Here is a 14,476-nt window from a genome sequence, read left to right as displayed (position 1 = left end):
AAAGAGGCCGAACATGGGACGAGGAGACGGCGGATGCGCTGCCCGTTTTGCGGAAATATCGACACTCAGGTGAAAGATTCACGCCCGGCAGAGGACCACGTGGCAATCCGCCGACGCCGGTTCTGTCCGGCCTGTGGCGGACGGTTCACGACCTACGAACGTGTGCAACTGCGTGATCTGGTTGTCATAAAGACCAATGGTAAACGCGAAGATTTCGATCGCGACAAGCTGGAGCGTTCGATCCGCATCTCGATGCAGAAACGCCCCGTTGATCCCGAACGGATCGATCAGATGATTTCGGGCATCGTGCGCCGTCTGGAAAGCATGGGCGACACGGATATCCCGTCCAACAAGATCGGTGAGATCGTTATGGAAGCTCTGGCGCGGATCGACACTGTCGCCTATGTTCGCTTTGCGAGTGTGTACAAGAATTTCCAGGCGGCCGATGATTTCGAGGAGTTCGTCCACGAACTGCGCCCGCCGCAGCCTTCGACTGACGAGTGAACGAAACAGATAAGCGATTCATGGCGCTTGCCCTGTCTTTGGGGCGGCGCGGTCAGGGGATGTGCTGGCCGAACCCCGCTGTGGGGTGTGTCATCGTTCGTGATGACCGGATCATCGGGCGGGGCTGGACACAGCCGGGTGGCCGCCCTCATGCCGAGACCGAAGCCTTGGCTCAGGCCGGGCAGGGTGCGCGTGGTGCGACCGCCTATGTAACGCTGGAACCCTGTGCCCATCACGGCAAAACGCCGCCCTGCGCCGAGGCCTTGATTGCGGCAGGAGTATCCCGTGTTGTGGCCGCTGTCGAAGACAGCGATCCGCGCGTGGCCGGGCAGGGTTTTGCCATGTTGCGCGAGGCGGGAATTGACGTTGTAACTGGCGTTCTTGCGGAACAGGCAGAACGGGATCTGGAAGGCTTTTTCCTCAAGACTGAACAAGGCCGGCCTTTTGTGACGCTGAAGATGGCCAGCAGTTTTGACGGGCGCATCGCAACCTCGACAGGGCACAGCCAATGGATCACCGGACCGCAGGCACGTCGTGTGGTCCATGCCATGCGTGCACGTCACGATGCGGTGATGGTCGGGGCAGGGACGGCGCGCGCCGACGACCCCTCGCTGACCGTGCGGGATCTTGGCGTTGAGCATCAACCCGTCCGCGTCGTGGTGTCCCGCCATATGGATATTTCTCTGATGGGGCAGCTGGCGCGCACAGCCTCAAAGATACCTGTCTGGCTCTGCCATGCGCATCACCCGGATGCCGAACGTGCACAGGCGTGGGAGGGATTGGGAGCAAAGCTGATCCCCTGTGCGTTGAAAGATCACCATATCGACGCGGTGGATCTGCTTCAGCAACTGGGTCAGGCCGGTTTGACCAGTGTCTTCTGCGAAGGCGGTGCCGCGCTTGGGGCCTCGCTGTTGGCCGAAGATCTGGTGGACGAGCTGATCGGGTTCACTGCCGGCTTAACCATCGGGGCCGAAGGCCTGGCCGCGGTCGGGACACTAGGTCTGGAAACGCTGGAGGCCGCCCCCAAATTCGAATTGATCGAGACGCAGGCGGTCGGCGGGGATGTATTACATCGTTGGCGCAGAGCGTCGGAATAACGTCAACGCCAAAGATGAGCGTGCGTTGCGAACGCGCCCTGAAGCTTTGACAGAAACCGGTTGAACGGACCGGACGGTGCCGAATACCCCAGCGCCAAACGTTCAACAGCCACTTCGACAGGGCAGGGTCGTCTGGTGATCGGATCGAAATAGCGTGGATAGTCAATCAAGGTGGCGTGTACCAAGCCCATCAGCGACGGCCGTGCACCTCGCCTGACGGGGACGGTATCCAGATCGGTGGTCAGGCCCCATCCCGCATAGAAGGGCGCGCCCAGAGTCGTGACCTTCACCCCGCGCAACAATGCCTCGAACCCCAATAGCGATGTCATCGTCCACACCTCGTCCACCTGCGTCAGCAGCGAGGCAGGGTCAGTTCGGGTCACGACAAGGTCCGCAATTGACTCTGCGTCTATCTGGCCATCCCGCAACCCAGCTTCGACATCAGGGTGCGGTTTGTAGATCAGGATAGCTTCGGGGTTGGCCTCGCGCGCTGTTTGCAGCAGGCCCAGATTGCTGCGCACCGTGTTGGTGCCCAGCAGGATCGAGGCGTCATCTTCAACCTGTCCGGGCACCAGAATTCGGTGCCCATGGGGCAGAACCGGCGCGGATTGGCCCGTGTTGTATTTGCTCAAACCATCGGCCAGCAATCTCTCAACAAGCCGTTCAGCGCGCAATTCCTGATCCGGGCGCAAAGTTGCACGCTCGCTGATCAGGTTTTCCAACTGGCTGGGCTTTGTGGGGTCATAGTAGATACCGACTTCGTCGGTTACCAGGGATAGGGGCGGAACAAGCGCCGCCCCCAGTCCGCGGGAACGCAAAAAACCGTCTTCCACACGAACGGCCCCTTCGCTGTCGCGCGCCTGACTGGCCCAGACCATGTGGGGGCGATCCGAGGCATCAGGTTGTGTGGCCGTAAAGCGCAACGTGCCATGCCGCCCGAAAATCTGCTGCATGTGCCTGCGTTTCCACAGGCGCATACCGGCGGCCGTCCAACCGTGCCTGTCCTGCCGCCATGCGCGGGTCTGCGCCTCCAAAATGTCCAGAACCGTTTCCAGTTCGCACAGCTGATCGCGAAAGGGGTCGTACCAGGTCGGGTAAAGCAGCATCGCGGCCGCGAACAGTTGCGCGCGGGTCAGGTTGCGCTGACGGCGCTGGACTGGGAATTCATCCTGCGTCAGGCCCCACCCGGCATAGAACGGTTGACCGAAAACGCGCGGTTTGTGACCGGCCAGGATTGCTTCAAAGCCCAGCTGCGAGGAAACGGTATAAACCGCAACGGCGCCCTCGAGCAGGGGCCAGGGGCTGATGGGCTTGTCAAACCACGTGACCCGGTCTGACAGGTCCTGATCGGTGAAATGCCCCTGACGATGACCTGCCATCGTTTCTGGATGTGTCTTGATCAGAATGCGCACGCCTGGGTTTTCCTCCTGCGCGACCACAAGCATTTCAAGAAAACGGGCACGATCGGCATCGCTTGCCGAGACGGCGGCATCGCCAACCGTCTGATCGATGACCAGTACATAACCGGGGTCAGGTGCGGCAAGATCGGGGTCAAACGCGGAGTACTTGCTGAGGTGCAATTCCCTGACCCGCTCCATCGCGCCACGTGCGCGGTTCAGCAGCGCGGTGTCGTCCAAGGGATCGGTGTTCAGCAGCTTCTCAAGGTCCGAAGGTTCGGCTGCATCGAAATGCGGGCCCGAACGGTCCAGCAAAAGACCCAAGGGCGGTTCACCGGCGCGCCCCGGGTGCAGAGACCTGAGAAAGGCATCCTCGACCCGCAGAACCGGGGCGCGGTGTTTTTCGGCGATGCGCAGGCCCCGATACGCGGTCGGGCTGTTGCCCCAAATGCCCACGCAATCGCCATCCTTGGGAAGACCCAGACGAATGTCATATCCGGCAAGCGTCAGAATCCGTCTCAGGCGTTTTTGCGTAAGAAACCCGCCGTTGTAGACGAACAGCCGGGTGCGCTCGGCCCCGGCTGCGCTGTCCGGATCGGCTACCATGCATCAGTTGCCGGTCAGCGTGGCGACGTTTGCGATGGGGGTCAGGCCACCAGCGATCAGCGAGATCGATTTGCTCCACTGTGCATAGGGTGCTTCGGTCACATAAATCGTATCATCGTCGCGGATCACGAAATCCCGCGCGATGAACAGGCCGTTGGGGGCCGTCAGGTTCAGCAGGTAGATCATGCGTTGATCCCCCTTCAAGTCGGCGCGTCCCGTGATGCTGCGCGCGATGTCCTGACGCTCTTTCCGCAGAATGAAAATGCCGGTTGGATCAGAGGACAGTGTTAGCAGACCACCGACCTGAGCCAAAGCTTCCAAGGCGGTAAGGTCCTGACTGTCAAAGGCCACGCGAGACTGACCCCCGGTCGCACCGAGTGCTATGTATGATCTGCTGTCTTCTTCCACCAAGATGCGGTCGCCGCCACGCAAAGCGACGTCCAGTTTCGGGTTGCGGAACAGATCTTCGTACCAGACGGTGCCCTTTTGATCCCCCCGGATCAGCGTCACCAGCGCGATATCCGACGCTACTGAGACCCCGCCCGCCTTGGACAGCATGCCAAGCAAGGAACGGGTTGGGCGTTCGATCGGATAGATGCCGGGGGTTGCGACTGTACCCGTCAGCGAGACGGTGGAACCGTCACCCGCAACACGCCGCACTTCGATCTGTGGGTCGGGTGTCTGTTCCCGCAGCTTGTTCGTGATCAAAACGCGAAGCTGTTCGGGCGTGTTGCCCGCGGCCCGAATCCGACCCGCATAGGGGACGAAAATGAAACCATCGCTGTCGACCTGAACTTCATCTAGAATGGTCGCCGCACCGGTTTCGCCGGACAGCAACCCGTCGTCCACGTTTTCCCATATGGTCAGGCCCAGCACGTCACCGGGGCGGACAGTGTCGGCGGTCAAGGCCTGGGCGCTGCTGAACGAGGACGAAAAGCCAAACTGAGGCACGGCGGATGTAAGGCGTGTCACGCGGTCATCGACTTCGACGACAAACGCGTTGCCGCCATTCTGGACTGCACCCGCCAGAATTTCGGTCTTGTTCGGCCCGGATTTCGGAAGTTGGCAGGCCGCCATCAAGCCGATTGCGGCCACAAGGGAAACCCCCCGCATCCATCGCTTAGGAGAGAATTGCACTGCCGGATATCCTCAGTCTTTTGTTGTTGCGGGAAGATTAGCCGGTAAGCAGCACAACTTCCAGTCACAGGGCGACCGAATTACTCGACGATTTTCAACTGTGGCGTCGGTGCCTCGTTCTTGTTCAGAAGGGCCTGATAAGGGTCACTGCTGCTGAGCATCATGTCCACGGCGCGGCGCAGCAACTGCCGCCTGCCGCGCCGGGAATAAAACCCGCCCGGAACCTGGCTGGTTTCCAGCAGGAATTGCCGGTAACAGCGATAGGCGTCGACATCCGGCGCGTCTGGTTCAGCAAAAAATGCGGCGATCGACTGCTGTGATACGAAGTCGGTCTTGTCATAAACCGAACGTCCGAAAATACGCAGCGGAATACCCCGCCACAAGACCTGCTGCCCCGCAGTGGAATTCACGGTGACGGCCGAATTTGCCTCATCCAGCAAACCTGCCAGTTTTCCGCCTGGGACATAGTGAACACGGTTCTGCACCCCGTGTTTCCTGGCAATCTCCATGGCGCGCAGGTGCAATGGTTCACGGTGGTTTTCCAAAGGGTGCTCTTTCACGACCAGCCTGTGATGTGCCGGTGCGCCTTGCGCGAATCCTGCGATGACCAGTTCCAGAAAATCGGACATGCAGGAGAATTCGGAATGGGCCTGAACCGAACTGTCATGCCCCAGTTGCAGCAACACGAGGTGATAGGGGAAGCCCCCCCATCTGACGCGCGCCGTGGCAATGCCGCGTTGCAGGCGATGAACAGGCATCAGCATCAGACGTCTGAAATACAACCGGAATTCCTGTGAAACCGACAGATCACGATGAGGCCGGAAATTGCGGTATCTCTTGTTCAGGAACATGACGAACCAATGATAGAGGGCACCGTAGAATATGTGTTGCCGCATATCCCCCCAATGCGACGGTGGCGGGGGCGTTTTGCTGTCCGACCGGGCCAGAGCCTGCCGCATCTGGTCGACATCCAGTGACATCAGGCGCGAATGCCCGTTTGACCCGTCCCGCTCGTACGTGACCCACCAGGGCCGCAGGTAGCCTTCTTCGAAAACGTGAACTGTCAGCCCTTGAGACTTCGCAATCTCAACTGCGCGGGCGTGGACCGGTCTCGTGTCGCCATAAAGAACGATATCCGTGACGCCTTTGTCGGCAATCAACCTGTTCAATGTCTCGGGCCAATCGCCGGGCGTGTTCCGGAATGCGATGAAACTTGCCTTGTCGAACCAGAACGCCTGATCCCCCGCATTGAACCCAACCCGCCAGACCTGTGCCCCCGTGGCGCGCAACATCTGCCCGAGTGTCGAGAAAAACGGCCCGTGAGGTCCCTGAAGAAACAGGAAGACCCGTTTGTCTGAGCCTGAAGGCATTTGCGGCATCTGGACTGCTCTTTTTTTGGTTTTGTTGCCGAAACTATGCCCGTTTGGGCCTTGTACGGCAAGGCGGGGCTTGCCCGCGCGGCCCATTGGGCTTACCTCGACGGTGAAAAGCAGGCACAGGTTATGAACTGAGGGTTAACGGAATGTTCACAGGGATCGTCACCGACATCGGCACCGTCACCGAGCTGGAACAGCAGGGGGATCTGCGCGCCCGGATCAAGACGGCCTATGACACGGCCGGTATCGATATCGGAGCCTCGATTGCCAGTGATGGTGTGTGCCTGACGGTGATCGCGCTGGGCGACGATTGGTATGATGTTCAGATCAGCGCCGAGACGGTTTCGAAGACCAATCTTGATACCTGGGCCGTCGGCAAACGTGTCAATCTGGAGCGAGCGCTGAAAGTCGGTGATGAACTGGGCGGTCACATCGTTTCGGGTCATGTGGATGGCGTGGCCGATGTGGTCGCGGTCGAAGATGAAGGCGACAGCACACGTGTCACCTTGAGTGCACCGAAGGAACTGGCGCGGTTCATAGCGCCCAAAGGGTCGGTTGCGCTGAACGGGACATCGCTGACGGTCAATGACGTGAATGATTGCGAGTTTGGCATCAATTTCATCCCTCACACCAAAGAAGTCACGACCTGGGGCGACGTGGGTGTGGGCGATCGCGTCAATCTTGAGATCGATACGCTGGCCCGGTACGTCGCGCGCCTGTCCGAGATGTCCTGATACGTCGCGTCGGAAAACCCCAGCGCCGTTTGTGGACTGGTCTTTGCGCCCTCAGTGGTCTATTCCGCCGAGCAAACCTGCCATGTGAAAGGCTGCCCCATGAGCTTTGAAACCCCCGGACCGGTCGAGGCCCAGTTGCGTGACGCGATCAGCCCGATCGAAGAAATCATCGAAGAGGCGCGCGCCGGCCGGATGTACATTCTGGTCGATCACGAAGATCGCGAGAACGAAGGCGATCTGGTGATCCCGGCCGAGTTTGCGGATGCCGAGGCGATCAACTTCATGGCCACCCATGGGCGCGGCCTGATCTGTTTGCCAATGACGGCGGAACGGATAGATGCGCTGGGCTTGCCGATGATGGCCGTGAACAACTCATCCCGCCACGAGACGGCCTTTACGGTTTCGATTGAGGCGCGCGAAGGTGTCAGCACCGGGATTTCAGCCACCGACCGGGCGCTGACCGTGGCGACCGCAATCAACGAACAGAACACGATGGCGCATATCGCCACCCCGGGCCATGTCTTCCCGTTGCGGGCAAAGCGGGGCGGGGTGCTGGTGCGCGCAGGCCATACTGAGGCCGCTGTGGATATCTCGCGTCTTGCCGGGCTGAACCCGTCAGGCGTGATCTGCGAGATCATGAATGAAGACGGAACCATGGCGCGCCTACCGGATCTGGTCGAGTTCGCCAAAAAGCACAACATGAAAATCGGCACGATCAGCGATCTGATCAGCTATCGGTCGCGCAATGACAATCTGGTTGTCGAGACTTCTCGTCAAACAGTCACCTCGGAATACGGCGGTGAGTGGGAAATGCGGATTTTCACCGATCAGACCCACGGCATTGAACATGTTGTCATGATCAAAGGCGACATCACCACGCCCGAGCCCGTTCTGACGCGCACGCACGCCCTGCATGAAGCGCCGGATATCCTGGGGCTTGGCCCGAAATCATCGCGCGAGCTGCCGCGCGCGATGGAAAAGATCGCCGAAGAGGGCCGCGGAGTGGTCTGCCTGTTCCGCCAGCCGCGCAACTCGTTGTATGCGGTCGAGGATGAAGGCCCGCGCACCATCAAGCAAACCGGTCTGGGGGCGCAGATTCTGTCCAAGATGGGGATTCAGGAACTGGTGCTTCTGACCGACTCTCCTGAAACGGTGTATCTTGGGCTGGACGCGTTTGGCCTGTCAATCGTCGGCACCCGCTCGATTCTGAAGGAAGACTGAACATGGCTGAACAAGACAAACACGGAATTCTGCCGACACCCAGCTTCGACAAGCCGGTGAAACTGCTGATCGTGGCCGCTCCGTTCTACCGCTCGATCGCCGACAACCTGATTGCGGGTGCCACGGCCGAGATCGCAGCGGCTGGCGGCACCTGGGAAGTGGTCGAAGTGCCCGGCGCGCTGGAAATTCCCACGGCCATCGCCATGGCCGACCGACAGTGCAACTTTGACGGCTATGTCGCGCTTGGCTGCGTCATCCGCGGTGAGACCACGCATTACGAAACCGTCTGCAACGACTCCAGCCGCGCGATCCAGCTGCTGGGCCTACAGGGGCTGTGCATCGGCAACGGCATCCTGACGGTCGAGAATGACGAGCAGGCCGAAGTCCGCGCCGGTCCTGAAAAGATGAATAAAGGGGGTGGCGCGGCCGCTGCGGCCTTGCATCTGATCGCGCTCAGCCGTAAGTGGGGCGCTTCGAAAAAGGGCGTCGGATTCAAGCCGCCGTCCGAGTCCATCCTGGTGGCGGGCGACAGCAACGGATCAACGACAACATGACCCAGACAGACACGCCGAAACCGGCAAACCGGAAACGCCTGATGAAATCCGCAGCGCGGCTTTATGCCGTGCAGGCGCTGTTCCAGATGGAACAGTCGGGCCAGACGACCGAACAGGTGGTCAACGAGTTTCTGGACCACCGGTTCGGCGCGGTCTACGAGGGCGACGAGATGCTTGAGGGCGACAGCACGCTGTTCCGCAAGCTGGTGGATGACGCGGTGAACTATCAGGCGCCGATCGACCAGATGACCGACCGCGCGCTGGTGGCGAAATGGCCGATCGCGCGCATCGACCCGACCCTGCGCGCGCTGTTTCGCGCGGCGGGTGCGGAACTGACCCAAAGCGGCACACCGCCCAAAGTGGTGATCACCGAGTTTGTCGATGTGGCACGTGCCTTTTTTCCAGAAGGTAAAGAACCCAAATTCGTCAATGCCGTGCTGGATCACATGGCGCGCGAGGCGCAGCCCGAGGCGTTCTGACACGTTTACCTGAACCAGACATGCGCTAGCATTGTTGTCGAAGCGCAAGGAGGTTCGCCATGCCCAAACTGATCCGCCTGTATATCACGCAAGTCGCCTGGGGTTTTGTCATTTCGGCCGTGTTTGTCGGGGTGCTCTTGGCGCTGAACGTCGCGAACCTTCGGCATCTGATTACCGGGTCGGAAATCGGGCTGATCGCGTTGGTGATGATCTGGTTCATGAACGGCATCGTCTTTGCCGGCGTTCAGTTCGCGTACAAGATCATGAGCATGGCGGAAAAGCCGCAGGGGCCGCGTCGGGGAACACCGGTCGCACACAGCTTCGAGCCGGCAACCGTGAAACAGGAAGCCCACGCAGGGCGCTGATATTTCAGGGAAAGTGCGGCGGGACCACCAGTCAACCGTGCGGTTTGATTCCCGAGGACCTGTATGTACAGGTGGGCGCCGGGTAATCAGGCCAGGACCTGAACAGAGCCAGCCCCCTCGGAATTGCTTAAGGCCACCAGAATGCTACCTGTCACAAGAAGGGCAGAACCCGCCACGCGCTTAAGTAGGGTGTCTGACGGGTTCGCGCAAGAGGTCAGGCGTCAACAGTTTCGTGCAATGACACACGCAACTTGCCGAAATGTTCATCCCACCCTTTGTCCAGAGCCAGGATCAGATCAAATGCTGCGACGCCTTGCGGTAATCCTTCGTGCACAAGCTCAAGACGTGTGCCGCCCAAGACCGGTTCCAATGTCCATTTGACCACGCTTACAGCGTCCCCCATCGGTTTGACGGTAAAGGTGTGTTCAAGATATTTGGGGGGGCGGGCGATACGGACCTCTCCCCAGATCAGTAAGTCGCCGCTTGTCGTGCCGAACATCTCAAGCTTCTGACCTTCTGCCAGTGTTCTTTCCGGTTTGTGGAACCATTCCGCCAGATGGTCAGGTTCTGTCAGATAAGCCCAAACGGTTTCCGGTTCCGCCCTGAGGAAAATCGATTTCTTCAATACGGCATCAGTCATTTTGTTTCCTTTCAATAGCTTCCTTGAGAGAGTTGAGGCGATCATCCCAGAACTGGTCAAAATAGCTGAGCCAGTCGAGCACCGGGGCCATACCCTGTGGTTCAAGTCGATTGATGCGTTCCCGGCCGCGCGCTTCGACTGTGATCAACCCACCGTCGGACAGAATCGTCAGGTGTTTTTTGACCGCAGCGCGGGTCATGTCGAACCGGTCCGTCAACTGCCCGATCGTCATGTCCTGTGACGAGAGCAGTCGCACGATGTTCCGGCGTGTGGGATCGGCCAGCGCGCGAAACGCGTTTTGAGTTTGGTTCTCCATAAGCAACCTCAGGAATAGTACCGTTTGGTACTATATTAATGCGATACCAAAAGGTACTATGTCAAGACGCAAAGGTGCTTTACTTTTGTTCGCTAATTGTTCACATTTTCGGCTATGACTTTGGATCTGCAACCTGGACAGAGACTGGCACGTGGCGTAGCGCGGCATCTTGCGGCGCATGGCTTTGTTTCCGTAGAGGAATTCGTACCCGCGCGCGGGTTGCGCGTTGACGTGATGGGGCTGGGGCCAAAGGGTGAGTTGTGGGTGATTGAGTGCAAATCCAGCCGTGCCGATTATCAGTCGGATTCGAAGTGGCAGGGCTATTTGGAATGGTGTGACCGATTCTTCTGGGCCGTCGACACAGAATTCCCGACCGATCTGTTGCCTGATGAAACAGGCCTGATCATCGCCGATGCCTATGATGCGGAAATCGTGCGCATGGCGCCCGAGGACAAAATCGCACCGGCGCGGCGCAAGAAGATGATCCAGAAATTTGCAACGGATGCCGCGCGCCGTTTACACGCGCTTCGGGATCCCAGGCTGTAAGGTCAGCCTTTGACCGCAAGGGCGGCTTGTACCGCAGCGCGAATTTCGTCGGCGATTTCTTCTGCTTCTTCCGGGTCAAAATCCATCGGTATTTCGATGCCGTCAGCTTCGATGAACAGGCGGACCATACCCTGATCGGTCGGACCGATTTGCAGGTTTGCCTGAATGTCGCGTTCGGTATTGATGCCCATCTGTGCCTCCGAGACTGAACGTTCCTGCTAGCGCGCACAGGGTTGAGAATCAAGTCACCTTTGCGGTCAGATAAGATATGAAAGACGCCGTTCTCAGACCCTTTCACCCCGATGACGCCGCGTGGCTGGTTGAACAGCACGGTCTGCTTTATGCGCGCGACGAAGGGTTTGATGACAGCTTTGCGCCCCTGGTGGCCAGCATCCTTGACGACTTCATGGCCAACAGTGACCCCGAGCTTGAAAGAGGCTGGATCGCCGAGCAGGACGGGCAGCGTCTGGGCAGTATTTTCTGCGTTGCTGTTGACCGGAATACCGCCAAGTTGCGGCTGTTTCTGCTTGTTCCGAAAGCACGAGGGCTGGGGCTGGGAAAGCGCCTGTTGCAAGCATGCACTGCCTTCGCACGCGGGGCAGGATACAAAGAAATGGTTCTGTGGACGCACGAAAGCCATACCGCCGCCTGCGCACTTTACAAGGCGTCCGGCTGGGAATTGACAGACAGCAAAGCGGTGCATTCCTTCGGTGTCGATCTTGTCGAACAAAGCTGGAAATTTCGGCTTTAATCCTCTTGCATTCCGCGGGCGTGTTCGGTACATCGCCCCTCACGAGTGCCGCCTTAGCTCAGTTGGTTAGAGCGCTGGATTGTGGATCCAGAGGTCCCCTGTTCAAGCCAGGGAGGCGGTACCACTTCTCCCCTTTTGAATGTGCTGTAAAGCGCGCGGGCGCGCGGTGATTGGCGTTGATTTGGTTTGGTGTCCAGACGTGACTGGCGCGCCGAAACTCAGCGCGCCAGATTCAGTTTGAACCGCATCTTGGCCCGTTTTGCGACCGGTAGGTGCCGGTTCAGGCGTTTGTTGATCAGGCCAAAGCCCCCGACGATTACCAGCGTCAGCAGGATGAAATAGAACGCCAGTATCGGGTATGGGATGAACGGGTTGAACGTCTTGTCCGCAAAGTAACTGGCGTAATACAGGGCGTCTCCGCGTTGCTGCCAGGCCGGGAAGGCTGAAAAAAAGACCAGCGTTGTCGCGTGGAAAAGAAAGATTGCTTCGTTTGTGTAGGCAGGCCAGGCAAGCCGCAACATGGTGGGCCAGACGATCCGGCGAAAACGGGCCCAGCCTGACATGCCATAGGCATCTGCGGCTTCGATATCGCCCTTGGGAATGGACCTTAGCGCTCCGTAAAAGATCTCGCCTGAATAGGCGGCAGTGTTGAGGAACAGCACGATCAGCGCCCCCAGCCAGGCCGAGGTGAAGGCGTCGAACATCGGGTTGGATTTCTTCAGCGACAGGAACAGGAAATAGGCGAAGAAAAACTGGATAAACAAGGGCGAGCCGCGAAACAGGAAAATGAACCATTCCGAAGGCTTGCGAAGCCATTTGTTTGCTGACGCCTTGCCGACGGCCAGGGCCGTGGCCAGAAAGAAGCCGGTCGCCAGCGCCATGATCCCGAAATAGACATTCCAGATCATCCCCGACCCGATCAGCGTGAACTGTTCGCACAGGGTGAAGTCACTTTTGGGCAGTAGCCGCTCGCCGATACCCAGGGACCGAAGGCCGTAATCTTGAATCGTCTGCAAGCAGCTCATGCCGTGGTCTCCTTGCGCAGAAGCTCGCCGCCGGACGTGGCCTGCCCGTGGGATAGTTTCCGCATCAGCTTTTCAAGCCCAAGTTCAGACACGCGCGTCATGCCGAGGTAGAAGACAAGCAGGAACAGGAAGTACCACATGCGCCAGTCGCCATGCGGATACTGGGTGAACTTGGACGTCTTGGTGCCGCCAAGTTCGCGGGCCCAATAAACGATGTCTTCGATCCCCAGCAGGAACAGCAGCGGAGTAGCCTTGATGAGAACCATCCAAAGATTCGACAGGCCGGGCAGGGCATAAACCCACATCTGCGGCACAAGGATGCGCCAGAAGGTCTGACGACGGGACATGCCATATGCTTCGGCGGTTTCAAGCTGCGCGTGGGGCACGGCGCGCATTCCACCAAACAAAACGTTTGCCGCAAACGCCCCGAAAACAATCGAGAAGGTAACGACGGCCAGGAAGAAGCCATAGGTTTCATGCACCCATTCCGGTGCGGTCCCCAATGGCAGCTTGGCCGCCTGACAGACGATAAAGTCATTTCCCTGCCGGATCGGGTCGGTCCATTCGGGGCACAATATCTTGTGCCGCGTCCATTCGAACGCCTGATCCAGGGCTATCACGAAAAACAGGAAGAAAGCGATGTCCGGGACACCGCGCACGATGGCAATATACCCTTTGCCCAGCCAACTCAGGGGCGGGAAATGTGATCGGGCGGCCATTGCGCCAACAAAACCAAACGCCAATGCGACCGGCGCGGTCACCGCCAGCAATCCCAACACCTTGAGGAACGACAGGTAGAAGGACCAGTGCACGCCGTTGGTCAGGTAGCAGGAGAACCAGCGGAATGTTCCGAGCGTGTCAGGGTCAGCGCAATAGGAAAACATGAAGCGTCTTTCGAACGTCATACCCGGTTATTCCACCGGGCAGGGTTCGGCGCAACGGACGCGCCGAACCGCTTGATACGGATTAGTTTGTAACGACCGAACCGTCAGCGTTGTAGGTCGGAACGCCTTCGCCGAACCACTTGATGATCAGTTCATTCAACGAACCGTCCGCTTTCATCGATGTGATCGCCTCATCGAACTTTCCACGCAGTTCGCCATCCGATTCACGGATGCCCAGCCCGATGCCACCGCCCAGCGGCACGTCATCACCCACAAAGACCAGCTCTCCGTCGGATTCCTCGACGATCGGCACCAGGAAGTCCTTGTCGGCAAACACGGCATCGGCTTCACCGTTGCGCACGGCTGCGATGGTTTCTTCCGGAGTTGCAAACTCGACCAGTGTCGCGCCCGACTCGGCTACGTGGCCTGCCTGAATGGTGGCGGTCTGTGCGGCAACGACGCCGGTGGAGACATCAACATCCTCGGACGCACCGACATAGGCCGAAGCCGCAGGCGGGAAGTAGTTCTGGGTGAAGTCGATGACTTCGTCACGTTCGTCGGTGATCGACATGCCTGCGATGATGGTGTCGTAGTTGCCCGAGACCAGGTTCGGAATGATCGAATCCCAGTCATTCTTGACCCATTCACATTCCAGATTTGCGCGCTTGCACAGTTCGTCGCCGACTTCACGCTCGAAGCCGTCGATTTCGCCCGCATCATTGATGAAGTTGTACGGAGGGTAGGCGCCCTCGGTCCCCATGCGGACCGTGTCGGCCATGGCGATACCGGCGGTCAGGGCCAGTGCGGCAGTGGACAGAATCAGATTTTTCATTGGTTGCTCCCC

General features: G+C 59.0%; 18 protein-coding genes and 1 tRNA gene. 10 read left to right on the top strand and 9 right to left on the bottom strand.

Features of this window, described 5'->3' with window-relative positions; genetic code table 11:
* The first annotated feature begins 33 nt into the window (after positions 1-33).
* On the top strand, positions 34-504 hold the full coding sequence (gene nrdR, locus GS611_RS06430; protein WP_117869416.1) for a transcriptional regulator NrdR: 471 nt from the start codon (positions 34-36) through the stop codon (positions 502-504).
* The gene (gene ribD, locus GS611_RS06425; protein WP_171633422.1) at positions 501-1,601 is read left to right on the top strand and encodes a bifunctional diaminohydroxyphosphoribosylaminopyrimidine deaminase/5-amino-6-(5-phosphoribosylamino)uracil reductase RibD; all 1,101 of its coding nucleotides are present in this window, start codon (positions 501-503) and stop codon (positions 1,599-1,601) included. Before nrdR ends, ribD begins: the two co-directional genes overlap by 4 nt.
* Before the next feature lie 2 nt (positions 1,602-1,603).
* Here ribD and GS611_RS06420 read toward each other — a convergent pair whose 3' ends face one another.
* From GS611_RS06420 to GS611_RS06410, 3 genes are all read right to left on the bottom strand, one after another.
* On the bottom strand, positions 1,604-3,604 hold the full coding sequence (locus tag GS611_RS06420; RefSeq protein WP_171633420.1) for a capsular polysaccharide biosynthesis protein: 2,001 nt from the start codon (positions 3,602-3,604) through the stop codon (positions 1,604-1,606).
* 3 nt (positions 3,605-3,607) lie between these two features.
* A complete protein-coding gene (locus tag GS611_RS06415) occupies positions 3,608-4,741 on the bottom strand; it encodes a polysaccharide biosynthesis/export family protein (RefSeq protein ID WP_348539510.1) in 1,134 nt (377 codons plus the stop codon).
* A gap of 80 nt (positions 4,742-4,821) precedes the next feature.
* The gene (locus GS611_RS06410; protein WP_371732229.1) at positions 4,822-6,111 is read right to left on the bottom strand and encodes a capsule biosynthesis protein; all 1,290 of its coding nucleotides are present in this window, start codon (positions 6,109-6,111) and stop codon (positions 4,822-4,824) included.
* A 152-nt stretch (positions 6,112-6,263) separates the two neighbouring features.
* Here GS611_RS06410 and GS611_RS06405 point away from each other — a divergent pair, with 152 nt between their 5' ends.
* From GS611_RS06405 to GS611_RS06385, 5 genes are all read left to right on the top strand, one after another.
* Complete coding sequence (locus tag GS611_RS06405) at positions 6,264-6,851, top strand: riboflavin synthase (RefSeq protein ID WP_171633415.1); 588 nt, start codon at positions 6,264-6,266, stop codon at positions 6,849-6,851.
* A 99-nt stretch (positions 6,852-6,950) separates the two neighbouring features.
* Positions 6,951-8,072 (top strand): 3,4-dihydroxy-2-butanone-4-phosphate synthase, encoded by a 1,122-nt coding sequence (ribB, locus tag GS611_RS06400; RefSeq protein WP_171633412.1) that lies wholly within the window; start codon positions 6,951-6,953, stop codon positions 8,070-8,072.
* Positions 8,073-8,074: 2 nt separating this feature from the next.
* Positions 8,075-8,626, top strand: a complete 552-nt coding sequence (locus GS611_RS06395) for a 6,7-dimethyl-8-ribityllumazine synthase (RefSeq protein ID WP_171633409.1) — start codon at positions 8,075-8,077, stop codon at positions 8,624-8,626.
* Positions 8,623-9,105, top strand: a complete 483-nt coding sequence (gene nusB / locus GS611_RS06390; protein ID WP_171119535.1) for a transcription antitermination factor NusB — start codon at positions 8,623-8,625, stop codon at positions 9,103-9,105. The genes GS611_RS06395 and nusB overlap by 4 nt, the downstream gene beginning before the upstream one ends.
* Positions 9,106-9,164: 59 nt before the next feature.
* Positions 9,165-9,470 (top strand): hypothetical protein, encoded by a 306-nt coding sequence (locus GS611_RS06385; protein WP_171170548.1) that lies wholly within the window; start codon positions 9,165-9,167, stop codon positions 9,468-9,470.
* Between the two features lie 214 nt (positions 9,471-9,684).
* On the opposite strand, the gene GS611_RS06380 is transcribed toward GS611_RS06385, so the two are convergent.
* A complete protein-coding gene (locus GS611_RS06380; protein WP_171633406.1) occupies positions 9,685-10,110 on the bottom strand; it encodes an SRPBCC domain-containing protein in 426 nt (141 codons plus the stop codon).
* A complete protein-coding gene (locus GS611_RS06375; protein ID WP_152457560.1) occupies positions 10,103-10,426 on the bottom strand; it encodes a helix-turn-helix transcriptional regulator in 324 nt (107 codons plus the stop codon). Before GS611_RS06375 ends, GS611_RS06380 begins: the two co-directional genes overlap by 8 nt.
* Positions 10,427-10,540: 114 nt before the next feature.
* Between GS611_RS06375 and GS611_RS06370 the strand changes: the two genes are divergently transcribed.
* On the top strand, positions 10,541-10,972 hold the full coding sequence (locus GS611_RS06370; protein WP_152457561.1) for an MmcB family DNA repair protein: 432 nt from the start codon (positions 10,541-10,543) through the stop codon (positions 10,970-10,972).
* 2 nt (positions 10,973-10,974) lie between these two features.
* On the opposite strand, the gene GS611_RS06365 is transcribed toward GS611_RS06370, so the two are convergent.
* A complete protein-coding gene (locus GS611_RS06365) occupies positions 10,975-11,163 on the bottom strand; it encodes a DUF6324 family protein (protein ID WP_152457562.1) in 189 nt (62 codons plus the stop codon).
* 77 nt (positions 11,164-11,240) lie between these two features.
* Between GS611_RS06365 and GS611_RS06360 the strand changes: the two genes are divergently transcribed.
* Positions 11,241-11,723, top strand: a complete 483-nt coding sequence (locus tag GS611_RS06360; RefSeq protein ID WP_171633403.1) for a GNAT family N-acetyltransferase — start codon at positions 11,241-11,243, stop codon at positions 11,721-11,723.
* 47 nt (positions 11,724-11,770) lie between these two features.
* A tRNA-His gene (locus GS611_RS06355) sits at positions 11,771-11,847 on the top strand.
* A 94-nt stretch (positions 11,848-11,941) separates the two neighbouring features.
* Here the strand turns inward: GS611_RS06355 and GS611_RS06350 are convergent.
* The 3 genes from GS611_RS06350 to GS611_RS06340 all read right to left on the bottom strand — a co-directional run bounded on the left by GS611_RS06350 (position 11,942) and on the right by GS611_RS06340 (position 14,464).
* Positions 11,942-12,748, bottom strand: coding sequence for an ABC transporter permease (locus GS611_RS06350; protein WP_152457564.1), 807 nt, complete (start codon positions 12,746-12,748; stop codon positions 11,942-11,944).
* The gene (locus GS611_RS06345) at positions 12,745-13,632 is read right to left on the bottom strand and encodes an ABC transporter permease (protein ID WP_171170555.1); all 888 of its coding nucleotides are present in this window, start codon (positions 13,630-13,632) and stop codon (positions 12,745-12,747) included. Before GS611_RS06345 ends, GS611_RS06350 begins: the two co-directional genes overlap by 4 nt.
* Before the next feature lie 82 nt (positions 13,633-13,714).
* Positions 13,715-14,464, bottom strand: coding sequence for a transporter substrate-binding domain-containing protein (locus tag GS611_RS06340; RefSeq protein WP_171633401.1), 750 nt, complete (start codon positions 14,462-14,464; stop codon positions 13,715-13,717).
* Positions 14,465-14,476 lie beyond the last annotated feature (12 nt).

Source organism: Ruegeria sp. HKCCD6119 (assembly GCF_013110585.1).
Taxonomy (GTDB): Bacteria; Pseudomonadota; Alphaproteobacteria; order Rhodobacterales; family Rhodobacteraceae; genus Ruegeria.
The sequence above is the reverse complement of the archived record's forward strand: the minus strand, read 5'-3'. Positions and strand labels throughout refer to the sequence as shown.